At 36.6% G+C, this 23,781-nt stretch carries 26 protein-coding genes and 2 pseudogenes; 18 read left to right on the plus strand and 10 right to left on the minus strand.

Annotated features, from left to right (window positions below):
* Positions 1-526: Uma2 family endonuclease (locus CY0110_RS23755; RefSeq protein WP_008278144.1), on the minus strand; the 526-nt coding region annotated here is incomplete at its 3' end.
* Positions 527-635: 109 nt separating this feature from the next.
* Between CY0110_RS23755 and CY0110_RS23760 the strand changes: the two genes are divergently transcribed.
* The 3 genes and pseudogenes from CY0110_RS23760 to CY0110_RS31175 all read left to right on the plus strand — a co-directional run.
* Positions 636-887: a ribbon-helix-helix domain-containing protein gene (locus CY0110_RS23760; RefSeq protein WP_008278145.1), complete on the plus strand. Its 252-nt coding sequence runs from the start codon at positions 636-638 to the stop codon at positions 885-887.
* Positions 888-895: 8 nt separating this feature from the next.
* Positions 896-1,000, plus strand: coding sequence for a type II toxin-antitoxin system RelE/ParE family toxin (locus CY0110_RS31170; protein ID WP_008278146.1), 105 nt, complete (start codon positions 896-898; stop codon positions 998-1,000).
* Positions 1,001-1,060: 60 nt separating this feature from the next.
* Positions 1,061-1,105, plus strand: a pseudogene (locus CY0110_RS31175) (hypothetical protein); the annotation flags it as partial.
* A gap of 14 nt (positions 1,106-1,119) precedes the next feature.
* Here the strand turns inward: CY0110_RS31175 and CY0110_RS30560 are convergent.
* Positions 1,120-1,446: a hypothetical protein gene (locus CY0110_RS30560; protein ID WP_008278147.1), complete on the minus strand. Its 327-nt coding sequence runs from the start codon at positions 1,444-1,446 to the stop codon at positions 1,120-1,122.
* Between the two features lie 261 nt (positions 1,447-1,707).
* Between CY0110_RS30560 and CY0110_RS23770 the strand changes: the two genes are divergently transcribed.
* The 8 genes from CY0110_RS23770 (at position 1,708) to ald (ending at position 9,008) form a co-directional block, all read left to right on the plus strand.
* A complete protein-coding gene (locus CY0110_RS23770; protein ID WP_008278149.1) occupies positions 1,708-2,634 on the plus strand; it encodes an NAD-dependent epimerase/dehydratase family protein in 927 nt (308 codons plus the stop codon).
* 21 nt (positions 2,635-2,655) lie between these two features.
* Positions 2,656-3,246 (plus strand): D-sedoheptulose 7-phosphate isomerase, encoded by a 591-nt coding sequence (gmhA, locus tag CY0110_RS23775; RefSeq protein WP_008278150.1) that lies wholly within the window; start codon positions 2,656-2,658, stop codon positions 3,244-3,246.
* A 10-nt stretch (positions 3,247-3,256) separates the two neighbouring features.
* Positions 3,257-3,823, plus strand: coding sequence for a D-glycero-alpha-D-manno-heptose-1,7-bisphosphate 7-phosphatase (locus tag CY0110_RS23780; protein WP_008278151.1), 567 nt, complete (start codon positions 3,257-3,259; stop codon positions 3,821-3,823).
* Positions 3,824-3,836: 13 nt separating this feature from the next.
* Positions 3,837-5,033 (plus strand): glycosyltransferase, encoded by a 1,197-nt coding sequence (locus CY0110_RS23785; protein ID WP_008278152.1) that lies wholly within the window; start codon positions 3,837-3,839, stop codon positions 5,031-5,033.
* Positions 5,014-6,171: a glycosyltransferase family 4 protein gene (locus tag CY0110_RS23790; RefSeq protein ID WP_008278153.1), complete on the plus strand. Its 1,158-nt coding sequence runs from the start codon at positions 5,014-5,016 to the stop codon at positions 6,169-6,171. The genes CY0110_RS23785 and CY0110_RS23790 overlap by 20 nt, the downstream gene beginning before the upstream one ends.
* A gap of 2 nt (positions 6,172-6,173) precedes the next feature.
* Positions 6,174-7,268 (plus strand): glycosyltransferase family 4 protein, encoded by a 1,095-nt coding sequence (locus tag CY0110_RS23795; protein ID WP_008278154.1) that lies wholly within the window; start codon positions 6,174-6,176, stop codon positions 7,266-7,268.
* 110 nt (positions 7,269-7,378) lie between these two features.
* On the plus strand, positions 7,379-7,822 hold the full coding sequence (locus CY0110_RS23800) for a hypothetical protein (protein WP_008278155.1): 444 nt from the start codon (positions 7,379-7,381) through the stop codon (positions 7,820-7,822).
* Positions 7,823-7,919: 97 nt separating this feature from the next.
* Entirely contained in the window at positions 7,920-9,008 is a 1,089-nt protein-coding gene (gene ald / locus CY0110_RS23805) for an alanine dehydrogenase (RefSeq protein WP_008278156.1), read from the plus strand.
* A gap of 3 nt (positions 9,009-9,011) precedes the next feature.
* On the opposite strand, the gene CY0110_RS23810 is transcribed toward ald, so the two are convergent.
* Positions 9,012-10,022, minus strand: coding sequence for an ATP-binding response regulator (locus CY0110_RS23810; RefSeq protein WP_008278157.1), 1,011 nt, complete (start codon positions 10,020-10,022; stop codon positions 9,012-9,014).
* Between the two features lie 84 nt (positions 10,023-10,106).
* On the minus strand, positions 10,107-11,297 hold the full coding sequence (locus CY0110_RS23815) for an ATP-binding response regulator (protein ID WP_232285800.1): 1,191 nt from the start codon (positions 11,295-11,297) through the stop codon (positions 10,107-10,109).
* A gap of 408 nt (positions 11,298-11,705) precedes the next feature.
* Here CY0110_RS23815 and CY0110_RS23820 point away from each other — a divergent pair, with 408 nt between their 5' ends.
* Both CY0110_RS23820 and CY0110_RS23825 read left to right on the plus strand, forming a co-directional pair.
* Entirely contained in the window at positions 11,706-12,443 is a 738-nt protein-coding gene (locus tag CY0110_RS23820; RefSeq protein WP_008278159.1) for a response regulator transcription factor, read from the plus strand.
* 92 nt (positions 12,444-12,535) lie between these two features.
* Positions 12,536-12,952 carry a DUF2294 domain-containing protein gene (locus CY0110_RS23825; RefSeq protein ID WP_008278160.1) on the plus strand — a complete coding sequence of 139 codons (417 nt, stop codon included), beginning with the start codon at positions 12,536-12,538 and terminating at the stop codon, positions 12,950-12,952.
* A 119-nt stretch (positions 12,953-13,071) separates the two neighbouring features.
* Here the strand turns inward: CY0110_RS23825 and CY0110_RS23830 are convergent, their stop codons facing one another.
* From CY0110_RS23830 to CY0110_RS23840, 3 genes are all read right to left on the minus strand, one after another.
* Positions 13,072-13,521 (minus strand): response regulator, encoded by a 450-nt coding sequence (locus tag CY0110_RS23830; RefSeq protein ID WP_008278161.1) that lies wholly within the window; start codon positions 13,519-13,521, stop codon positions 13,072-13,074.
* A gap of 492 nt (positions 13,522-14,013) precedes the next feature.
* Positions 14,014-14,196: a CsbD family protein gene (locus CY0110_RS23835; RefSeq protein ID WP_008278162.1), complete on the minus strand. Its 183-nt coding sequence runs from the start codon at positions 14,194-14,196 to the stop codon at positions 14,014-14,016.
* Positions 14,197-14,299: 103 nt separating this feature from the next.
* Positions 14,300-14,929, minus strand: a complete 630-nt coding sequence (locus CY0110_RS23840) for a DUF3177 family protein (protein WP_008278163.1) — start codon at positions 14,927-14,929, stop codon at positions 14,300-14,302.
* 250 nt (positions 14,930-15,179) lie between these two features.
* Here CY0110_RS23840 and CY0110_RS23845 point away from each other — a divergent pair, with 250 nt between their 5' ends.
* The 3 genes from CY0110_RS23845 to CY0110_RS23855 all read left to right on the plus strand — a co-directional run bounded on the left by CY0110_RS23845 (position 15,180) and on the right by CY0110_RS23855 (position 17,593).
* A complete protein-coding gene (locus CY0110_RS23845; protein ID WP_008278164.1) occupies positions 15,180-16,427 on the plus strand; it encodes an MFS transporter in 1,248 nt (415 codons plus the stop codon).
* A gap of 111 nt (positions 16,428-16,538) precedes the next feature.
* Complete coding sequence (locus tag CY0110_RS30565) at positions 16,539-16,712, plus strand: hypothetical protein (protein WP_008278165.1); 174 nt, start codon at positions 16,539-16,541, stop codon at positions 16,710-16,712.
* A gap of 83 nt (positions 16,713-16,795) precedes the next feature.
* On the plus strand, positions 16,796-17,593 hold the full coding sequence (locus CY0110_RS23855; RefSeq protein ID WP_008278166.1) for a glucosamine-6-phosphate deaminase: 798 nt from the start codon (positions 16,796-16,798) through the stop codon (positions 17,591-17,593).
* Positions 17,594-17,610: 17 nt separating this feature from the next.
* Here the strand turns inward: CY0110_RS23855 and CY0110_RS23860 are convergent, their stop codons facing one another.
* Positions 17,611-18,357 carry a DUF561 domain-containing protein gene (locus CY0110_RS23860; RefSeq protein ID WP_008278167.1) on the minus strand — a complete coding sequence of 249 codons (747 nt, stop codon included), beginning with the start codon at positions 18,355-18,357 and terminating at the stop codon, positions 17,611-17,613.
* A 268-nt stretch (positions 18,358-18,625) separates the two neighbouring features.
* The gene (locus CY0110_RS23865; protein WP_008278168.1) at positions 18,626-19,984 is read right to left on the minus strand and encodes an NAD(P)/FAD-dependent oxidoreductase; all 1,359 of its coding nucleotides are present in this window, start codon (positions 19,982-19,984) and stop codon (positions 18,626-18,628) included.
* 186 nt (positions 19,985-20,170) lie between these two features.
* Between CY0110_RS23865 and CY0110_RS23870 the strand changes: the two genes are divergently transcribed.
* Together CY0110_RS23870 and CY0110_RS23875 are read left to right on the plus strand one after the other, a co-directional pair.
* On the plus strand, positions 20,171-22,318 hold the full coding sequence (locus CY0110_RS23870; protein WP_008278169.1) for a polyribonucleotide nucleotidyltransferase: 2,148 nt from the start codon (positions 20,171-20,173) through the stop codon (positions 22,316-22,318).
* A gap of 150 nt (positions 22,319-22,468) precedes the next feature.
* Complete coding sequence (locus tag CY0110_RS23875) at positions 22,469-23,011, plus strand: DUF2808 domain-containing protein (protein ID WP_083794114.1); 543 nt, start codon at positions 22,469-22,471, stop codon at positions 23,009-23,011.
* 27 nt (positions 23,012-23,038) lie between these two features.
* Here the strand turns inward: CY0110_RS23875 and CY0110_RS23880 are convergent.
* A pseudogene (locus CY0110_RS23880) lies at positions 23,039-23,781 on the minus strand (IS66-like element ISCysp3 family transposase); the annotation flags it as partial.

The following is a 23,781-nucleotide window of genomic DNA, read 5'->3' on the forward strand; positions in this document are numbered from 1 at the left end:
CTGCTTGTAATTTAATATATTTTTCTTCTTTCAATCTAAACCAATCAATTTCATTATCATCGACTCGCCAAACTAAATATTCTTGAACTTGATTACGACGATAGGCTTTTAGTTTATCATGTAAATCGATAGATACCGTACTTGCTGCAATTTCTACTATTAATTCTGGCGCACCCTCTACATATCCATCTTCACTAATTATTGATTGTCCACCTTTTTCTATCCTTAATAAAGCGTCTGGTTGTGGTTCATTTTCGGGATCTAATCTAACGGTACAATTATCCCCTATTTGAACACCATTTGTATAAGCTTTATAAAATCCAAGCCATGCCATAATATTAGCATGAGGTTCACCATGTTTGTTGATTCTTAGAGGAGATCCCATATAGACAATACCTTCTATTAATTCTGCTTTTTTAACATGAGTCATTTTCTGATAACGCTTTTCAAACTCTAGACGAGTTAAGCGATCACCATTTTCTAAAGGGGCAATATTTACGGTAGATTTTGTAATACTTTGTGTCATGATTTTTACCCTAAACTTTGTTTCTAATATTCATAATACTAATTTTCAGAAAAAAAGGATAAAATATTTACATAATAAGTTCTTGCTATGACCAAAGGAGTAACAACCAATGAACATTATTCTTAATTCTAAATTAGAAAACCTCATTCAAAAACAAATTACCTCTGGTAGATATACAAGTATAGATAATGTACTCGAAGAAGCTTTGATTTTATTAGAAAAACGCAATGAATATGAGCAATGGATTAAAGAAATTGAGCAAAAAATTGACATAGCCGCACAACAATTAGAACAAGGTGAAGGAATTGATGGAGAAACTGCTATTAACCAATTGAGAGACAATTTACAACAGAATAAATAAGAGTAATCATGACTCAATATATTATTGCACCAGTAGCTATTCAAGACCTTAAAGAGATTACAGATTATCTCGCTCAAACTAATATTGAAGCAGCAGAAAAACTATTAAATTAGTTCCAGAAAAAATGTCGTTATTTAGTAAAATTTCCTAAAATTGGTCGTAGTTATAGCTATATTCGCCCGTATCTACGAGGTTTACCTTTAAATAGTTATATTATTTTTTATCGTTTGAATCAAAATAATATAGAAATTATGCGAGTTATTAAAGGTAATCGTAATTTAGAAGTTCTTTTTAATAATGATTTCAATGAATAGGTTGGTCTATAATCTATCTCTTCTACAGTATTAGGCTTGATTATAATCTCACCGATCCTATTAAGATAATTATTTAATTGTTGAGTTTCCTCAACTTTTTCTTCCAACTCAAGAACTGATAAATTCGTTACAATAATCCAGCCTTGTGTAACCGCAGTTATAATGAGACCTATCCACGGCAAAGCAACTTCTAACCTTCCCTTTGAATCTTTTATGTTTACGGTAATTTCTCTATTATTTGTCATATTGCTTAGATAGATTTGATTCGTGTTGATTTGATATCAAATATAGCCAATTTCAATTAACATTATACAGCGCACAATAGATTGTGAAAGACTCATTGTTAATTAAGTTGGCTTTTCTTGAAAAAATTTTCTTTAACAACTTTCTTATTGTTTTAACCTTTCCCAACCCAAGCAACACTTTACAAAACGTTACGTCACGGTTATAGTATGCCTACTTGACTTCTGTTAATCAGACGTTAATGTTGTTCATAGGAAACTACTATGAAAATCTTAGTTACCGGTGCATCTGGCTTTTTGGGGACCAACTTATGTTCTCAACTGGAAACCCAAGGACATGACTTAATCAAATTAAACTCTAAAAATTGCGATCTGACACAACCAGATTCCTTACTCAATTTTAATGACATTAGCTATGATCAAATTTATCATTTAGCAGCCTGGACTCAAGCAGGAGACTTTTGTTTGTACCATCCAGGGGAACAATGGATTATTAATCAACAGATGAATACTCATGTGTTAACTTGGTGGCAAAAACATCAACCCCAGGCTAAATTTATTTGTATGGGAACAAGTTGTGCCTATGATCCCGACTTAACTTTAGTAGAAGAGAATTATCTAACAGGAATGCCCATTAGTAGCCTATTTACTTATGCCATGACCAAAAGAATGCTCTATGCAGGACTTTTGGCCTTGAATAAGCAATATGGCTTAAAATATCTATGTTTAGTCCCTTCTACCTTATACGGGACAGGGTATCATACCGACGGTCGCCAGATGCACTTCATCTTCGATCTGATCCGAAAGATAATTCGCGGTAAACTGTATGATGAACCTGTTATCCTATGGGGAGATGGCTATCAATCACGAGAGCTTGTCTTTGTGGAAGATTTTGCTAAGATTGCGATGGAATTATCCCAAACCGTAGATAATGATTTGATTAACATCGGTGCAGGGGAGGAGTTTACTATTCGTCACTTCGCTAAAGTTATTTGTGAAGCTGTCGGCTATGACTTCAATAAAATTCAGTTTGACACTTCCCGTTATGTGGGGGCTAAGTCTAAGTGCTTAGTGGTTGACAAACTTAAGCAATCTTTACCCAATTTCAGCTTAACTCCATTAGAATTAGGATTAACGAAAACAATTGAGTGGTTTTGGCAGGAGCAAGAAAAACTTGTCCCTGCTCATTAACTGATATGTGAGGAAGGAACGGTGAACTATTGGATTCAACATAGGCTAAAATGCCTAGAAGAAGCGTTTAACCCTAAATACTGTCGTGCGCTAGACCATACCATTGGTATCGTGGCTAGACAGTTTGAAGCAGGGAATAAACTGCTAATTTGTGGTAACGGTGGCTCCGCAGCCGATGCTCAGCACATTGCTGCTGAGTTTGTCGGAAGGTTTCAACTGCATCGTAAGGGGTTACCTGCGATCGCATTAGGAACAAATCCTGCTACCTTAACAGCATGGTCGAATGATTACGAGTTTGAGACAGTTTTTGCTCGTCAAGTAGAGGCATTTGCTCAACCAGGAGACATTCTTTGGGGTATTTCTACTTCTGGAAAGTCTGCTAATGTCATTCGTGCAATGGAAATGGCCAAAGATTTAGGCTTAATTACTGTTGGTATGGCGGGTAACAATGGGGGAATGTTAAAGGATTTAACGGATTTTCCTTTATTTGTCTCAGAATATCATACCCCTTATATTCAAGAAATTCACTTGATCACTTATCATCGTATTTGTGAACAAGTCGAAGCTCAGTTATTTGCTAAAGCCGGTTTAGAAGCACAAATTGCTGTCTAATAATTGTAATATGACCACAACTCTTACCCCTTATACACAACTCCAAAAGGCTCTATTTTTGGATAGGGATGGAGTTGTTATTAAATATGTTCCTTATCTTAGTAAAGTGGAACAGGTTGAGCTTCCTCTGGGTGCAGGGGAAGCTTTAAAACAATGGCAAAATGCTGGTTATTTATTAATTTTAATTACTAACCAAGCGGGGGTAGGAAGAGGTTATTACACATTAGAAGATGTAGAAAAGGTACACAATCATATTATTGATGAATATGGAAAGTTTGGGGTAAGATTCGATGACATTTTTTTATGTCCCCATCATCCTCAAGATCATTGTTTGTGTCGTAAACCTTCTCCTAAAATGTTAATCGATGCTTCTAAAAAACATGGTATTTCCCTCTCTCAATCTTTTTTTGTAGGGGATGCCCCTAGTGATGTAGAATGTGCTATTAATGCTGAATGCCAACCTGTTTTAGTCTTAACAGGAAGGGGACAAGAAACATTACAAAGAATTGTTGAATATACTAAAAAAGTTGAAATTTTTGATAGTTTACAGGATACAGTTAAACTAATTAAACCTTAGTTAAGAATTAACCATGAATCAAGATGAGGGAAAGAAAATATCACCGATATTTGTATCCTTAATTCCTAATTTAATGGAAGGTGAAGGTCATATTCTTCCTTATCATCAAGCAGTTAATAAAGCGGTCAATAAGTTAGGATGGAAACATAAAATCACGGTTCCTATCGATAATAAAGTTGATAATTTACCATCAGAATGGGATGAGTGTTTAAGTCATCATGATTTGGAAGAAAAAGGTAATATTATTGAGAAGTTTTTAAGAATTCAAGGAACCTGGAAATTAGCGCGAAGTATTAGTAATTATTTGCAAAATAAGGTTATTAACCAGTCAGAATTATCTGTTGTTTTTCTAGAAAGATTTATTCATTTACAATTATTCGCTTTATATCTTGCTTTATTATGGGTTCCTACTAATAAGTTATCGGTGTGGTTATTATATAGAAGAGATACTCATAAAGATAAAACTCGCTTGATTTATAAGTTTCTTAATAGTTTAATTAAAAAACAATTACAACCAGGAAAATTTAAACTTTTAACAGATAGTGATTTACTGAGTAAGTCTTTATCAGCTTACTTTGAAGAATCGGTTATTGTCATGCCTATTCCTCATACTGATATTAATCATTGTAACATAAATGCTCTCGATTCACCTCACATTTTATGTTGGTGGCCAGGTTCTCCTAGGGAAGAAAAAGGATTAAAAATTATCAAAAGTTTAGTCAATTATTCAGGGGAAAATACTAAAAATATTAACTTAGTGTGTGCAGAAAAAACAAAATTACAATCTGTAGACAATGGCATTGATTTGAAATTAATTGATAATCATTTAAGCAGAGAACAATATTATCATTGGTTTGGGTTGAGTCAAATCATTTTATTACCTTATAGTTTTCCTGCTTATGAAGGAAGAACATCAGGAATTTTTACAGAGTGTATTATGGCAGGAAAAACTCCTTTGGTGACTAAAGATACATGGATGGCTTACGAGTTAAACAAACATAATTTACCAGAATTAATTATTGATTGGCAAGATCCTTCACAAGTTTTTGAGACTATTATAAAAGTTCTTAAAAGCGACATGATTCAAGATAAAATAAAGAAAATGCAGCATAATTATGAACAATTTCATAGTGTTGATAATTATGCCTATATTATTAATCAAGTTTACCAAGAAATGATTATGGAGGATCATGTTGAAAGTTTGTATTGATGCAACTCCAGTCAGAGGAAAATTAACAGGTATTGGTGTTTATACCCTTAATTTAATTGAAGCATTATATCGACGACAAGAGGAAGACAATTTTATCTTAGATATTTATTTTCATCCTTCTGTAAAAAATTGGTTAAAACGAAGCTTATCAACACCAGAACTATTAACCCCGTATCTTCAAGTTTCTTCTGTTCCTATTCCTGTTAGTGTTGCTCATTTATTAGCTCAATATGCCCCTTTTATCCTACCTTATTTTGAAAAACATTTAGACCAACCTGATATTATTCAAGGAACCGATCATTATATTTTTCCTTATAGAAAAGCGTCTAAAATCATGACGATTCATGATTTAACTTTCATCAAGTTTCCTCAATATTCAACCAAAATTGTTAAAGGTTATTTAGAGAGAATTAAACACTGCTTATCTTGGACAGATGCTATTATTACTTTTTCAGAAAGTACAAAACAAGACATTATCAAATTGCTAAATATTGATCCTAATGTTATTTATGTAACTCCTCAAGCAAGTCGTTATTCTCCTAATTATCTGACTCGTCAAATACTATATGATAATCGTAATTTTATTGATTATTATTTATATAAACCTTATTTTCTGTTTGTTAGTACCTTAGAACCAAGAAAAAATATTTTAACTTTAATTCAAGCATTTGAATATTTGAAACAAAACTATAAAATTCCTCACCAATTGATATTAGTGGGTAAAAAAGGCTGGAATTATCAAGATATTTTAGAGACAATAAATACATCACAAATTAAAGAAGATATTCAGCATTTAGACTATATTTCTGACGAATTAGTAGCTATATTGTATAGTCAAGCAGAGGCTTTTATCTATCCTTCTTTTTATGAGGGTTTTGGACTTCCTGTACTTGAAGCAATGACATTAGGTTCACCCGTTATTACCTCTCCTACTTCTTCTTTACCCGAAGTTGCAGGAGATGCAGCCTTATATATTGATCCAACAGACTATTATCAATTAGCACAAACTATGTTAAAAGTAGTAGATAATTCTACACTAAGAAAAGAGATGATTAATAAAGGTAAAATACAAGCTGAGCAATTTTCTTGGCAACAAACAGCAGAAAAGACATTAAATGTATATCAATCTATTACTTAATAATGAATCATCAATCAAATTTACTAATAAATTTATCTCTATTATTATCAAAACCAACAGGAATAACAGTTTATGCTAACAATGTTTTTCCTTATTTAAAATCCTTAGAACCCACTTTATTAGCATCTCAACAATATCAAGATTTTAATACTTATTTAGTCCCTAATAATTTAACGCCAGAACATGGAACAAAAGGACACTTAAACCGCTTACTTTGGACACAATTCAAACTACCTAAAATTTATAAGCAATTACAAGCAGATTTATTATTTTCTCCTGTTCCTGAAGCCCCTTTATATAGTCAATGTCGTTCGGTGGTAATGGTACATGATCTAATTCCTTTACGCTTTCCCAAAGAAACATCTCCGTTAACTCCTTATTTTAAATATTATATTCCTGAAGTGCTTAAACAAGCTGAACATATTATCTGTAATTCTCAAGCAACTGCAAAAGATATTGTTGATATCTATAATGTTTCTACTGAAAAAATAACCCCTATTTTACTCGGTTATAATCAAGAACATTTCAAACCGTCACAGACTAAAAAAGATGCTTCACCCATTCCCTATTTTCTATATATAGGTCGTCATGATCCTCATAAAAATGTTAATCGTATTGTAAAAGCATTTGCTAACTTAAAAAATAAGCAAAATTATCAATTATGGTTAGCTGGTCCAACGGATAAACGTTACACTCCTAAATTAATAGAACAAGCACAAGAATTAGGGATTGAAAGACAAGTAAAAATTCTTGATTATGTAGAATATGAACAGTTACCAATTATCTTAAATAAAGCATTGGCATTAGTTTTTCCTTCTTTATGGGAAGGGTTTGGGTTTCCCGTACTTGAAGCAATGGGTTGTGGTACTCCTGTTATTACTTCCAATATTTCTTCTTTACCTGAAGTTGCGGGAGAAGCAGCTTTATTAATTAACCCTTATAATATAGAACAAATAACAATAGCAATGGAAAAAATTGCTACTGATGATGATATGCGATCGCAGTTAAAAACTCTCGGTTTACAACAGGCTAAAAAATTTAGTTGGCAAACTACCGGAGAACAAACTTTAGAAACTTTAAAACAATTTCTTAATTAAGAATAATCTTTGAAAGATCGTGTGAAAAACTTGATAGTAAAATAAAAATAGTCCCCAAACAAAAAATTTTGAGAACATCTTACATAAACAACTAATTTGAGAATAAGACAATGGCAAAAGTAACAGAGAATGATCTCAAAGAACTAAAAGACTTGATTATCGGTAATCATCAAGTCTTAGAAAATCGATTGACTAATATAGAAACTAGGCTAACTGGGGTAGAAACTCGACTCACCAGTGTAGAAACTCAATTAACTAACGTTGACACTCGACTCATCAGTGTAGAGACTCATCTAACTAACGTTGACACCCGACTCACCAGTATAGAAAAAGTACAAACTGAGGTAAAAGAACAATTAATAGGAGTTGATAAACAATTAGTGATGGTAGACACTCGTTTAGAAACTTGGAAACCTGCTATCGATAAAATTCCTGATTTAGCCGAAAAAGTAGGAGAATTAAAGAATTGGAGACAGTTTGTGATTATCAGTATAACTGCTACTATTAGCGGTGTTTTAGGTTGGTTTTTGCGAGGAGGAAATACTAAACCATAGTTTAAAGTGTAATAGTTATAAACAGGTATAATCCTAGCAATTCTCAAAAAGTTTTTGTAAGCTACAGTATGAAGCATAATTAGGTGTGAGGAATTATATGAAAATTGGTGTCCCTAAAGAGATTAAAGATCAAGAGTTTCGGGTGGGTTTAAGTCCCAACAGCGTTAGGGTTTTATGCGATAGAGGACATCAAGTTTCTGTAGAAACTCAAGCAGGAACCGGATCGGGTTTTACAGATGAAGACTATCAACAAGCTGGAGGAAAAATTGTCACCAGTGCTACCGAAGCATGGGAACAAGATTTAGTGGTAAAGGTAAAAGAACCTCTCAAGCAAGAATATGACTATCTTAAAATCCCTAAAATGCTGTTTACCTATCTCCATTTAGCAGCAGATAAGGAATTAACAAAAGCATTAATCTCATCGAAGATAACCGCGATCGCTTACGAAACCGTTGAACTTCCTGACAAAAGACTACCTTTATTAACCCCCATGAGTATCATTGCAGGTCGCTTATCTGTGCAGTTTGGGGCGCGATATCTTGAAAAACAACAAGGGGGTCGTGGGGTTCTTTTAGGGGGCATTCCTGGGGTTTGTGCTGGTACTGTGGTTATTTTAGGTGGGGGTATTGTCGGTACTGAAGCAGCTAAAATCGCCGTGGGAATGGGGGCTAAAGTGCAAATTTTTGATATTAATGTAGAACGTTTAGCCTATTTAGAGACCCTTTTTGGTTCGCGGGTTGAATTATTGTACAGTGATGCTTCAAGTATCGAAAAAGCTGTCCCTAAAGCAGATTTATTGATTGGTGCCGTATTAGTGACAGGAAAACGGGCCCCAACGTTAGTATCTAAGGAATTAGTCTCCAAAATGCGCCCTGGTTCAGTGATCGTAGATGTGGCAGTAGATCAAGGGGGATGTATCGAAACCTTACGCACTACTTCCCATAGTTGCCCTACCTATGTCGAGGAAGGAGTGGTTCATTTTGGCGTTCCTAATATGCCTGGGGCTGTTCCTTGGACAGCGACACAGGCTTTAAATAATAGTACCTTACCCTATGTTTTGAAATTGGCCAATGAAGGATTAGAGGTTTTAGAAAAAGATGCCAGTTTAGCAAAAGGAGTCAACGTTAAAGATGGGGTTTTAATTCATCCTGGCGTGCAAGAAGCCTTTAAAGATTTAACTCTTTAACTGCTAAGAAATAGGTAAGTGAATGGTGAAAATACTTCCTTGATTAACTTCAGATTCAAGGCTAATTTTACCACCATGTCCCTGAACAATTTGATGACATAAATGAAGTCCTAATCCATAGCCTAAGCCTTTATGATTTGTATGGTAAAATCGTTTGAATATCTTGGATTTTGCTTGAGGACTAATGCCAATTCCTGTGTCTTTAATCTCAATCATTAAGCAATTATCTTTTGTTTCATCTCCCGTAGATAGAGAAACTGTCACTTCAATGTAACCCGTATCAGTGAACTTAATAGCATTACTAACGATGTTGGTTAATACTCGTCTTAGTTCTTGGCGATCGCCGTGAATTTCTTCTAGAGGAGACTGCCAAATACAACGCAATTCTAAAGATTTTTCTTGTGCTAAAAAATTTAGTTCTTTAATTACTTGCTCAGTCAGATTTTTTAAATTAAAGGTAATACAACTTAAGCTTTTTTGCCCTTCTTCGTAAGAGTGAACATCTAATAGCTTATTGATCATGTCTAGTAAGTTTTCATTACTACGAACAATATTATTAAGAGCTTCTTCTGTCTTAAGGCTAACTTCTCCGAAAATTCCCTGTTTAATAAGTTGTAACATTCGATCGGCTGCGACTAAAGGAGTTCGTAAATCGTGGGTTAAACACTGCACAAAATGTTCTCGCTGATCAATACTTTGTTTGAGTCTTAATAAGGATCTCACCCTAGCTTGAAGTTCATCAATTTGAACAGGTTTACGAATAAAATCATCCGCACCACTATCTAACCCTTTGACCACATTTGATTGTTCATGAGCCGTAATTAATAAAATTGGAATATAAGATAAACGAGAATTTTGACGAACTTTTTTGGTGACTTGATAACCATCCATTCCTGGCATCATCACATCAAGTAAAATAAGATCGGGAGGACATTTATCAATTTGAGCTAAAGCCGAAGAACCATCATTAACTAATACCAGTTCATGTCCATCTTGTTCTAGTGCTAACTTCACTAAAAAAGATTATCAGGAACATCATCAACGACTAAAATATAGTGATTCATTATAAATTGGATGATAAACGTCGTGGGATTTCAACTATAAAAACTGAGCCTTTCCTAGTTCGCTAGTTACATGAATTTCTCCTTCCATCATTTTGATTAAAGAATGTACAATCGCTAAGCCTAACCCTGTACCTGAATGCTGACGGGTTAAGGTTTGATCGACTTGTTGAAAAGGAGAAAAAATGCTTTTTAAATGCTCTTGAGCAATACCTATTCCTGTATCTTCAACCCTAATGGCAATCTTTTGAGAATTCATTTCCCACACTTTAACCTCAATATGACCTGTCGGCGTAAATTTAATGGCATTAGAAAGAAGGTTAATGAGAATCCGCCTTAAAAAATTTTTATCATTAAAAATTAAAGGGTTGCTTAAATTAACATCAACATTTAAAGTAAGGTCTTTATTTATAGTTAAACAAGATAATTCTTTGATGGTGAATTGCACCAACATACTTAGGTCAAATTCTTCAACTGTGAGATCCATTTGATCGGTATTCAGTTTAGAATAATCTAAGACTTCATTAATAAGTGTCAGAAGATTTTGACTATTATTAAATATCCGTTGTACTATATCTGTTTGTTGAGAACTCAGAGGATCAGGATACTGACGCAGCAACAGTTGAGAAAATCCCATAATGGCATTCATAGGGGTACGTAATTCATGGGAAATAGTTGCTAAAAATTGAGATTGACGACGAGATGCTTCTTGAAGTTGTAGATTTTTTAAATGAATTTGTTTTTGTTGCTGTTTTAATTCTTCGTTTTTTTGTTTAAGAACTTCGTTATTTTCTCGTAACTGTTGATTAATTGAATTTAATTCTTTTTCTGCTTTATGGATACGCATAGAATTTTTGAGGGTTTTTAGGAGAACATCAGGAGAGATCATCGATTCAACAATGTAGTCCCATGCCCCTGACTTCATAAATTCCTGAGCGATTCTTCTGTTTTCTGAAGGAGTTAGAACAATTAAAGGGATTTCAATACCCATTTCTTGTAGTTCTTTGAGGAGACTGACTCCAGTCGTATCAGATAAAAGATAACCCAAAAAGACACAGTTAAATGAGTTTCGTTTGAGTAGAGAAATAGCTTTTCTTCGACTTTTGACTTCAGTTAATTCTAATGACGGAACAATGGGTTCAAGCGATCGCTGGATCGCCAGACGATTCCCCTGGTCATTATCAATAATTAAAACTTTAAGAGCTTGTTCCATTTTAGAGAATTGCACACAGTTTCCTGTGTCAACTATTGGTGATAATTGCTTTGTTTTTGATGAAGTCTTTGTCAGTAACAAACTAAACTCTATAAATTAACTGCTATCTTATCTACTTATTTACAATTATATGAGAAATTTTGGTTGATAGATCGACTATTAGAAAGAATTTATGTTCAATACTCCTCTACCTTATGATATATTAAGTGGATTGGCTATCTGTGGGAAATGGTACATTAATTCCCGAAAGGCTCTATAATGAAAATCCAAGATCATATCGACTTTTACGTTTGATAATATTATTCAATTGTCGGTATTGGGAGTCCGCAGTTAAGAAATCAACTGTAAAGGGCTTATTCTTTTTGATTTTGTTGTTTATTATTTAATACAATTAAGGTTGACGGTTGGAGGATTTGTGGCGCAATGAGTAATATTCGGGTTGTACTTATAGAAGACCATGACTTAACTCGTATTGGTCTTCATGCAGCATTGGAACAAATCAACGAAATTGAAGTAGTCGGAGAAGCAGCTAATGGTCGTAAGGGTTGGCAAGTTTTAGAAGAAACTCAGCCAGATGTGGCGATTATTGATGTTGGATTACCCGATATTGACGGGATTGAATTAAGTCAACGTCTTAAACAATCTAAAAACGACTCTGGACTCTCAAATACTAAAATTTTGATACTGACAATGAATACCAGCAAAGATACGGTGTTAGCTGCCTTTGCTGCAGGGGCTGATTCTTATAGTATTAAAGATGTTAATTTAGAAACCTTGGTTAACGCTATTAAAGTTACCCATGAAGGCAACGCTTGGATTGAACCGACGGTGGCCAGGGTTGTTCTTGAGCAAGTGCAATCGGGTCAATTACCTGAGTTAGCGGTCAATATTGACACAACAGAACAGAACCATCAAATGAGAGAGATTGATGCTTTAGATGAAGATACTCAGCAAATGATCAATAGCTCTTCTTTAACTCCCAAAGAATTAGAGGTGTTAGAACTAATCGTCGCAGGATGCAATAATGCTCAGATTGCAGAAAGGCTTTTTGTAACGGTGGGAACGGTTAAAACTCACGTTCGTAGTATTCTCAATAAGCTATGTGCTAATGATCGCACTCAAGCTGCAGTTCGGGCTTTGCGATCGGGTTTAGTTGACTAAAAATTGTATATAATTCTCAGATAATGCTATCTTTAAGTTTACTAATTTTAAGATTTATTATTAATAGTTTTCATTTATAACAAGCGAATACTATGAATATCGATAGTTCTTCAACTGAGCAAAATCCTACCCGTGGGCAACTAGAGAGGAAACTTTCTCAAAGTATCCAAGCTTTTTATCGCCAAAATTTAGGGTATCAACCAGGTCAGACAATTTGCCATTTATTTGAGCAAAAATTGGCTATTGTTATTGAAAACTCCGTCACTCCCACAGAACAGTTTTTAACCGATGAAGGTGAAGCGTCTCTGGCTAAAAAAGTTCGCGAAAGTTTAGATAATTTAACTCGTTCTCGCTTACAAGAATTAATTGAAGATATCTTAGAAGTACAGGTCAGAGATTTGCTGAGCGATGTGACCTTAGAAACAGGAAGAATGGGCATTATCGTGGTTTTAGAAGAGACTCCGAAAGTTCGTAACCCCGAATCAATCCAAAAAAAAAAATCTAGTTAAAGCCTAATGAAAAAGGGAGAAAATAGACAAAATAAGAGCTTTCAATCTTTACTTAACTTTAAACCATTAGCTTTAGCCAGTTTTTGCCTATTATCGCCACCAGACTTAATGAAAAGCTCCTAATGAACTGAAGACTTAGCTGTAATTAGTGAACGCTGTTTTTTAACCAACTTAAAAACTAGGCTTTCTAATTGTTCAATGAGGTAAGGTTTGATAATACAACCTTGACAACCAATGTTTAAGAGATAGTTACATTTTTCGGGATTAGCAAACCCTGTAACGGCAATGATTGGTATATTTTTAGTTGCTTCGTCTCCTTTGAGTTGCTCAATGACTTCAATTCCATTGAGTCCTGGTAAAATAATATCTAATAAAATCAAGTCAGGTTGATAATCTTTGACAAGTGACAATACATCATTTCCATTATTAGCAGTGATCAAATTACAACCCATACATTGCATTATGTGAGTTAACAGTAACAAGTTATCTTCATTATCATCAACTCCTAGTATTAAAGGGGATTGATGATTAGAATCATAGGTGGTGTGAGAAGGAAAAGCCAGGTCCATATTATATCCTCATTGAAGAAATTAGGCAGGCATTTCTAAGCGTGGCATTTCTGGCACTAAAACTTTGAAGTGGCTTCCATTCATTTAATTGTTAAACAACTCAAAATTCCTTGATTTTGCTCCTTAGTCAGCCAAATGGGTGAGTAAAAGCCATAAGGAATCGGTTATTTTATATTTCCCTGTTAACAGATCAGGTTTTATAGAACAAGCTTAATAACTTATATTCAAGTATTGGTTGTTGTTGTTTCTATTCTATATGATAATTTTGTTTGATCAACACTTTTTCTTAATATTTATTCTAAGTTGAGCATAATCTGAAAGTCTAAGGAAGTTATTGGAGAAAAATTAATTAAATTTTATATCTGGACTCTGAATTTCTAACACCGAAATCAGGTTATTTATATCTGTTAATTTGAAACTCCTTCATTAACTCGACAAAAAAGCAGGAATATTAAAATAATTCCCACTTTCGGCTTTTTTAATCAGCAAAAATTAGTCGATAGCTTGTTTTACGTTATCTTTCGCATCTTCGACAGTATGTTGAACTTCTGCTTTTTGTTGTTTAGCTTTACCTTCAGCTTTATCTTGAGGATCGCCTGTGACTTCTCCCATCATTTCTTGGGCTTTCCCTTCGATGTTGCTTTTGGTTGCTTCGACTCTATCTTGAGTACTCATAAGAAATTATTTCCTCTGGTTTTACTTCTAGTTACTATCCAAACAAGAGATAATCTTGATTCACTCTACCCAAAGAAATATAAACTAGATTACCTCTGGTAACTTAATGCTCTAAGGCTGATCGTCCTTGTTTTCCGAGACGGATAAATAAGAAATAAGCAAGATAAAGAACATAAATTGATAATCCCAGTAAACCCATAAATCCCATAAAACCGGGAGTCGCATCTCCGTGAATAATAGACCAATAACCCACAGGTGCTTGTATCCAAGCTTGACAAAAAGGAGTCTCTAGGGTGCTTCGGGACATAGCACAGGAAAGAAAAGGAACTTGTACGATCGCTCCAATGCTACAGTAAACTGTGACAGCCCAACGCCATGAGGTTACCATCAACTTTAAGAAACTCCCCGGTAAATCTTTAATTTCATCATTCAAATCCACCCAAAACCATAAAGCAACAGGAATGAGTATACGAGAAGCTAAAGCAGTAATGAAGCCTATTTGCGCGCACAATGCCTCAAAAGGAGTGTTTTCTCCAACCCAACCAGGAGCTAATAAATAAACGGTAATCAACAATAAACTGGCAACTCGCCAATAAATGATTAATAAACGTCCGATCGCATCAACTTGCTTCGTCAATGCCCAAATCGTCAAGAGCAAAGGGAGAATAACTGTAAATAAAACGGCTAATCTATAATCTGTCCAAATGAAGGGTTGAAACCAAAGGTCTTCCATAGTGGTTGTGGATTCGACAAAAAATGCTTCAATTACTGTAAGACTTTTTTGCTTTTTTTACCACCAGCAAGCAGATCCAATGCAGGGAGTTAGGAGAGAGATGATTCATATCATTCTTTTTTCCCTTAAGTTAAGGGTTCGGGGTTTAGAGTTATTTTTTTTCTGGGTGTGCCTTATTTTCCAATAGCCAAAAATTCCTTGCTTTATAATAGTTAACAAAACACCATATATTAAACCTTGGACAGCCTCTGTGAGTATTTTAGACACTTATGACAATCTTAAACCAGAACAAAGACGCAGTTTAGGGTTTTTGTTAGGAATAGGGTTATTCTTTTGGATTAGTATTACGACGCTCTTACCCACTTTACCTACTTATATTAAATATCTTGGCGGAACCCGCTCCCAAATCGGTTTAGTCATGGGTAGTTTTGCTATTGGTTTGCTTTGTTCTCGCACTTTGTTAGGTTATTTAGCGGATACAAAAAGCCGAAAATTAGTCCTTTGTATTGGTATTTTTGTGGCTGGACTTGCTCCCCTTGGTTACTTATTAATTCAATCGGTTTTTCCTTTAATCGTTGTTCGCGCTATTCATGGTATTAGTATTGCTGCTTTTACTACGGCTTATAGTGCTTTAGTTGTGGATTTTGCGCCCATACAAAAACGGGGGGAATTGATCGGTTACATGAGTTTAGTGACTCCCATTGGTATGAGTATCGGCCCTGCTTTAGGGGGTTTTTTACAAGAATTTTCAGGATATACTGCTCTGTTTATTACTTCTGCTAGTTTTGGTTTTTTAGGATTAATTTTAGTCAATTTTATTGAAGAAACTTCCCAAATTCATCATAAAAAGACCTCTGAAGCGAAAGGAAAAATACGTAATTTTCAACAGATGGTTAGAAGTCATTCTCTAGTGATTCCTGCTTTAATTTTGTTGATGATTGGTTTATTATTTGGTAGTTTAATTACTTTTTTACCACTATTTTTACAAGAAACAAATTTAGGACTGGGTGCAGGTTTGTTTTATACGGTAGCAGCTATTGGCAGTTTTTCTTCTCGTATTTTTGCTGGTCCTGCTTCTGATCGTTATGGTCGCGGCCCGTTAATAACGGTTAGTCTTCTCTGTTATTTTGTTTCGATGCTCCTACTCACTCAAGCTACAAATAGCCAACAAATATTATTCGCTGGTATCTTAGAAGGGATTGGTGCAGGAACTTTACTTCCTATGATTATTGCTTTAATTTCTGATCGTTCTTCTGCTTACGAAAGAGGTCGCGTTTACTCTGTTTGTTTAGGGGGTTTTGATATGGGGATCGCTTTAGCCGGTCCAGTGGTAGGAAGCTTAGGGAGTAATTTAAGTTATCAAGCTATTTTTACGCTTAATAGTAGCCTCGCTTTAGTTGCTTTCTTCTTGTTTATTAGTCAATCCAATTACAACTTGAAAACTTCTTTGAGTTTTGCCTTGGGAAAGGAAAAAGATTTATATGCTTTTAATGATTAATCGATAAGAAAATTAATTTTTTCTGACTGTTAAGTGATATTACTTTACTGATCGGTAAAAACCTTAATATAGTAATATTAAAGAGATATATTTGAAGAGGAAATTAAGCCAATGGGACGTAAAGCTAAATTAAAGAAAGAAAGAAAAGATCAACCTAAGCAACTCAAAAATTCTTCTCAGAATTCCGATCAATTTGTTCAACATTTAGAAAGACAAGGTTATTCTCTCAAAAAAGCGAAGATGGCTCCAGATATGCCTGAAAAAAAGATTAATCCTCAAGTGTAATAGAAACCAATTGATTGAGCTAATAGGGGTTAACAATTATCAATAAATTTATTATCAGTTATTAGTTGTGTTTTAAAATTAAGATGAAATCCTATCAAGTTTTGACTATTGATTCTTTAGCTGCCCAAATCTATGAAAATGAAGAAAAACTATCCACTGGGGCTGCTAAAATTGGTCAAGAATATATCGAAAAGCTTCTAGACAATCAAGCTGAAGTAACCATTGTATTAGCCACAGGAAACTCCCAATTAAAATTTCTCGATATTTTAATTGCCTCTCACAAAATTGATTGGTCAAGAATTAATTTATTACATTTAGACGAATATTTAGGAATTGAAGGAAAAAACTCAGCTAGTTTTCGTTTTTATCTCCATGAAAGAGTAGAAAAACGCATTAATCCTAAATCATTTAATTACTTAATTGGTGATGCTTTAGAACCTATCCAAGAATGCGATCGCTATACACAATTACTCAAAAAATACCCCATTGATTTGTGTTGTTTAGGGGTTGGAGTAAATGGACATTTAGCGTTTAATGAACCACAAGTGGCGAATTTTGACGACCCCCACTGGGTAAAAATTGTCAAATTAGATCAACAAACTCGTTGGATACAAGTTAGTCAAGGGCATTTTAAGAACTTTGATCAAGTGCCAAAATATGCCTTAACTGTGACCATTCCTACTATCTTATCAGCGAAAAAAATAATCTGTTTAGCTCCGGGAGAAAACAAGGCAGAAATTGTTAAACAAATGCTACAAGAAGAAATTTCGACCCAGTGTCCCTCCTCTATTTTAAGAAAACACTCCAATGCGACTTTATTACTCGATCAACAATCAGCAGCTTTACTATCATCTCCTGATGAAGAATCAGGAGAAAATTGATCAACAATAAATAAGCGTTAAACGTTAACCTTAATCACGCTTTGTTGTAGAGCTTCCACAAGGGAACGAACGGCCGCCACCATAGCCACTTGATCATTCAGTTGGTTAATGGCTGAACCCACACCAATCCCTGATGCACCGGCCGTAATGGCCATTGGAGCCGTGACAGTAGATAAACCAGAAGCACAGATGACAGGAACAGATACAGCACGAGAAATACTATGGGCTGCAGCTAATGTGGGGGCTGCTTTTTCAATTAAACCTAGGGTTCCTGGGTGAGTCGGACGACTGCTGGTTCCGCCTTCAGTTTGAATAAGATTAGCTCCTGCCTCAACTAATGCCTCTGCTAAAGCGACTTGTTCATCTAAGGGGAGGATATGAGGAACCGTCACACAAAGGGGAGTATTAGGGAGTAATGCACGAGTTTGTTGGGTTAACGCTAGGACTTCTGGAGCCTCAAATCGTCGTCCTTGGGAATAAAACGCATCAAAATTACCAATTTCTACTAAATCTGCCCCGGCTTCAACAGCATCAGCTAATAACTGGGCTTCAACGGCAGAAACACAAATGGGTAAATCAATTAAGGAACGAATATAACGGACTAAACTAGGGGAAGCAGCGATGTCAACAAAAGTTGCCCCTCCTGCTTGGGCTGCTTTAGCGATCGCTGAAACATTACTTTGATCAAAATTCGTCAAACCACTAATGATTTTGATAGCTTGACGTTGTTCTAATGCTTTCTCTAATTGAGGGTGCATAATCATGGTCTGTGTCAATAGATTTTGAAGACAATAATTAACCCATAGAAATTAATCCTATTATGGGGTCTTAGAATTAGTTTATCTTAACTTACAGCCATTTTCTGTGGGTGATGGCAAAGTCTACTATCAGGTTAAAAATGCGATCGCATTTTTCTTTGAAGATGACACGCTTATAACTATCAGGTAATGAGCAAATGCTATCAACTTAGATTAATTTTCACTCCTTCAATAAAGCTACCCAATAAGGGTAGGCATTGCCCACCCTACTATTTTAGCGAGTAATAGGAGTTGGTGTTTCTGTTGATTCTTGAGGCATTTCTTGAGGTTTAACCTTGCGTTTTCCTTCCCCTACTCCAGTAATTAAACGGGCCCCACGACCACGGGTAAAGTAATTCCAACCCCATTGAATCATAACCACCAATTTGTTATCAAATTCGATGAGATAGTAAATGTGAGCCCAAACCCAAATAAACCAAGCCAAGAACCCTGAGAATTTCGCAAACCCTAAATTAACCACTGCTTTATTTTGACCAATGACCGCCATATTGCCATAATCATCATAAACAAATGAAGGCAAAGACTCTCCTTGAAGACGTTTTTTAATTAATTTAGCAACATAAGCGGCCTGCTGCATCGCCACTGGTGCGATTCCAGGCAAAGGCCGTTCTCCTTGGTGGGGAAAATTAGCTAAATCACCGATAACAAAAATATCAGAATACCCTGGAATACTAAGATCAGGTTCCACCACAACCCGTCCAGCACGGTCTAATGCTACCCCTGTGCGTTCAGCTAATACCTTACCCATTCTCGACGCTTTCACGCCAGCAGCCCATAAAATGGTGCGAGAGGTAATTTGTTTAATTTGTTCCCCTTGACGAACCGTTACCACATGGTCGTTGATATCTGTAACCATCGACTGGGTTTGTACTGTGACCCCTAAATGACGTAAATCATCTGCTGCTTTGGCAGATAATTCAGGGGGATAAGGAGGCAAAACTCGATCTAATCCTTCAATGAGGAGAATTTTAGCTTCTTTGGGATCAACGCTGCGAAAATCTCCAGCTAACGCACCATGAGCAATTTCTGCGATCGCCCCGGCCATTTCCACTCCTGTCGGGCCACCGCCAACAATAACAAAAGTTAACCAAGCTTGACGCTTAACGGGGTCAGTTTCTTTTTCGGCTGCTTCAAAGGCCATAAAAATACGGCGACGAATTTCAATGGCATCCTCAATGGTCTTTAAACCGGGTGCAAGAGGTTCCCAATGATCATTGCCAAAATAGTGATGAGAAACCCCTGTGGCTAATACTAAGATGTCGTAGGGAATGGGTTCATGATTATCAAGGATAACCTCTTTTTTCTCAGGATCAAGATCGATCGCATGATCTAAAAGAACTTTAGTATTTTTATGTTGACGTAAAACCAATCGTAAAGGAGAAGAAATATCAGCCGGAGAAAGCACTCCTGTGGCTACTTGATAAAGTAAAGGTTGAAATAAGTGAAAATTGCGTTTATCAACGAGCGTTACCTGTACAGAGGCATTTTTGAGGTCTTGAGCAGTATACAAGCCTCCGAAGCCCCCACCAATGATAACAACGTTTGCTTGATTTTTTAAAGCGTTACGATCCATAACTGTTTTAAACTCCTGTCGCGTGGGTTCCACGCAGCTAACTTGCCTCACCCACAGTGTAAAGGGAATGGAAAAAAGGTTAAGTAACTAGAGTTACATGGGTCAAACCATCGCGTCAAGTTCCTTAAAAATGTTAGGATTGCGACAGAAAGAGAAACGTGATAAAAGAAAAGGAACGAACGCTACATGCAAGAGTTTGACAAGTCAATATCCTTCGACGGACGGGATATTAGGCTAAAGCTAGGATTGTTAGCCCCCCAAGCTGGCGGGGCAGTCTTGATTCAGTCTGGAGATACGGCAGTTTTGGTGACAGCAACAACATCGAAAGGAAGAGAGGGCATCGACTTTTTACCCTTGACCGTAGATTATGAAGAGAGACTTTATGCTGCGGGGCGTATCCCAGGGGGCTTTTTAAGACGGGAAGGCCGTCCCCCAGAACGGGCAATCCTCATTAGTCGTTTAATTGACCGTCCCTTACGTCCTTTATTTCCGAATTGGTGGCGTGATGAAATCCAGATTATTGCGACAACCCTATCAATGGATGAAGAAGTTCCCCCGGACGTTTTAGCGGTGACAGGGGCTTCGATCGCTGTAATTCAGGCACAAATTCCTTTTTATGGGCCAATGGCCGCGGTGAGAGTGGGTTTAATTGGTGATGACTTTATTATTAATCCCACCTATCGAGAAGTCGAAAGTGGGGATCTCGATCTCGTGGTAGCAGGAAGTCCTGATGGTGTGGTTATGGTCGAAGCAGGGGCTAATCAACTCCCTGAACAAGACATTATCGAGGCCATTGACTTTGGCTATGAAGCGGTTAGAGATTTAATCGGGGCCCAATACGACATCATGGAAGAGTTGGGTATGAAATTAGTCAAGGCTGAACCCCCAGGCGTTGATGAAGCCTTAGAAAAATTTATCAGCGATCGCGCTGCTGACTCCATTAAAAAGGTTCTGGTTCAGTACGATCTCGGTAAAGCAGAACGGGATACCGCCCTTGATAATATTAAGGAAACTGCCATTGAGGAGGTGATCGCTGAACTGCCAGAAGAAGACCCCATCAAAGTTACCACCACCGAAGATCCTAAAGCGGTGGGTAAAGTCTATAAAGGGTTAACTAAAAAGTTAATGCGATCGCAAATCGTTGATGAGGGCATTCGGGTAGATGGCCGTAAACTCGACGAAGTGCGTCCGATTTCCTGTCGTGTGGGATTGTTACCCCCAAGGGTACACGGTAGCGCACTATTTACCAGAGGACTTACCCAAGTCTTTTCTTTGGCTACGTTAGGGACTCCAGGGGATGCTCAAGACTTAGGGGATGATCTCCATCCTGAAGACGAAAAACGCTATCTTCATCATTATAATTTTCCGCCTTTTTCTGTGGGAGAAACAAAACCCCTTCGTTCCCCAGGCCGCCGAGAAATCGGTCACGGGGCTTTAGCAGAACGGGCGATTACTCCTGTTTTACCGCCTCAAGATGAGTTTCCTTATGTGGTTCGGGTGGTTTCAGAAGTGGTTTCCTCTAACGGTTCGACTTCGATGGGATCAGTCTGTGGGTCTACTTTGGCTTTAATGGATGCTGGCGTTCCCATTACTAAACCAGTGAGTGGGGCAGCGATGGGACTCATTCGAGAAGGGAAAGAGGTTCGTATCCTTACCGATATTCAAGGAATTGAAGACTTTTTAGGGGATATGGACTTTAAAGTGGCAGGAACCGATGCCGGTATCACTGCTTTACAAATGGATATGAAAATTACGGGACTGTCAATGGATGTAGTAGCTAAAGCTATTGAACAAGCTTTACCAGCCCGTTTACATATTCTTGAGAAAATGCTGGGTGCGATTGATCAACCGCGTCCAGAACTCTCTCCTTTTGCCCCGCGTCTGTTGACCATGAAAATTGACCCCGAACAAATTGGCTTAGTTATTGGTCCTGGGGGTAAAACCATCAAGAGCATCACTGAACAAACGGGTTCAAAAATTGATATTGCTGATGATGGAACGGTTACCATTGCTGCGATTCAAGCTAAGAAAGCAGAACGGGCCCGCGACCTCATTTTTAACATGACTCGTAAACTCAATGAAGGAGAAGTTTATTTAGGTCGTGTTACCCGTATTATTCCTATTGGGGCTTTTGTTGAAGTCTTACCAGGGAAAGAAGGGATGATTCATATTTCCCAGTTGGCCGAAAGGCGTGTCGGTAAGGTAGAAGAAGAAGTCGCCGTCGGGGATGAAGTCGTGGTTAAAGTTCGTGAAATCGACAACAAAGGCCGTCTCAATTTAACTCGTTTGGGTATTCATCCCGATGAAGCGGCCGCTGTTCGCAAAACCTTCTAAGTACAGAAATCCTAACTTCAAATTTCCCTAGCCAAACGCAGATGAGAGTTAGATAGAGGAAAATCATCAAAAAAGATGAAAAAATAATCAGTACAATGGAAACCTAGGTTAACCTAGGTTTTTGTTTTTCAAAAATTAATGATTCGTCCAATGTTCAAAACAATCTTTGGGATTATAAGTAGCACTTTTTTTCTAAGTTCTCCTCTGTTAGCCCTAAATATAGGTAATAATTTTACTCTATTTAATAAATCTCCCCGTTTGCTTGATGCAGTGACGACATTAAGTCGGATTCGTGTCGAAGGGGCAACTTATTACTTTACTGTTCACTTACCGACTGATGTAGGAGAATCTCTGCAACAATTGACCCTTCAACAAACTCAAGGATTAGAAACGATTTATTTTTATTTAAATGATACGATTGCTTTTGAGGGAAGACCGGTTAATAGAGATGGTCATTTAAACATTGCTAGGGTTAAAAGAAATCTGGATAATAATACCATTGCGGTGATTTTTGATCCCCCAATTCCTCCAGGAAAAACTTTTACTATTGCTATGAAACCTAAAAGTAACCCAGAACTTAGTGGGGATTATCAATTTGCGATTACTGCTTATCCGGCTGGGAAAAATGCCCAAGGTTTATATTTAGGGTTAGGTCGATTTAATTTTAATCAAAAAGGCGAGCGTTTTCCTTAAACTCACATCTTGCGTAAGGATTCAGGTCTAGAAGTTAGGAATTAGGGAAGGAAACAAACAATTCGGATGACCGACTTTGGCTATTAATGACTTCTCGAAAAAATCAATCACCGAACGTTCTTGACGACGACAAGTTTGAATAACCGTCAATAAGTTAGCTGTTTGTTTAAATCGTTCCATGCTTCTTGAACCCCCACTAACTTTCCGTTTCGTGATGGCTAATCTTAAGGATCTTTCAGCAAGATTATTATCAGGGGGGATCTCTGGATGCTCCAGAAAATACCACCATTGCTCTGCCTTTTGCCGAAGGTTTCGCAAAAGTTTTCCGGCTTCATAACCGGCTTTAGGCTTCCATTCTTCTGTGGCTATCTTTATCTTATCTTTGAATTGTCTTGCCCAAACTTGATAACCATGCCTATTCTTATCGTTTTGCCAAATACGATAATGACGGAAAGCTTCATCAATTAATTTGAGAAAAGTTTGACCGATGGTTTTGTTATATTGACCTGGAGTTTTTATTAATCGCTGAAAGTGACGGCGTAAATGTGCCAAACATTTCTGTTGAGCAACAACAGTATAACCATTGTAAACTCCCAAATCATCACTACTTAAAACACCACCATATTCATGGCCTAACTGATCTTCTAATTCCTTACGCCCCCTAGTATCAGCAGCCCGAAACAGGCAGAAAAGTTGATTGGTAAATACCCACAACCATTCTTTGACTCCCTTCACTGGCCAGGGTGTTTCATCAACATGAATTGGGGGTT

It is taken from the genome of Crocosphaera chwakensis CCY0110 (assembly GCF_000169335.1).
In the GTDB taxonomy this organism is placed as follows: domain Bacteria; phylum Cyanobacteriota; class Cyanobacteriia; order Cyanobacteriales; family Microcystaceae; genus Crocosphaera; species Crocosphaera chwakensis.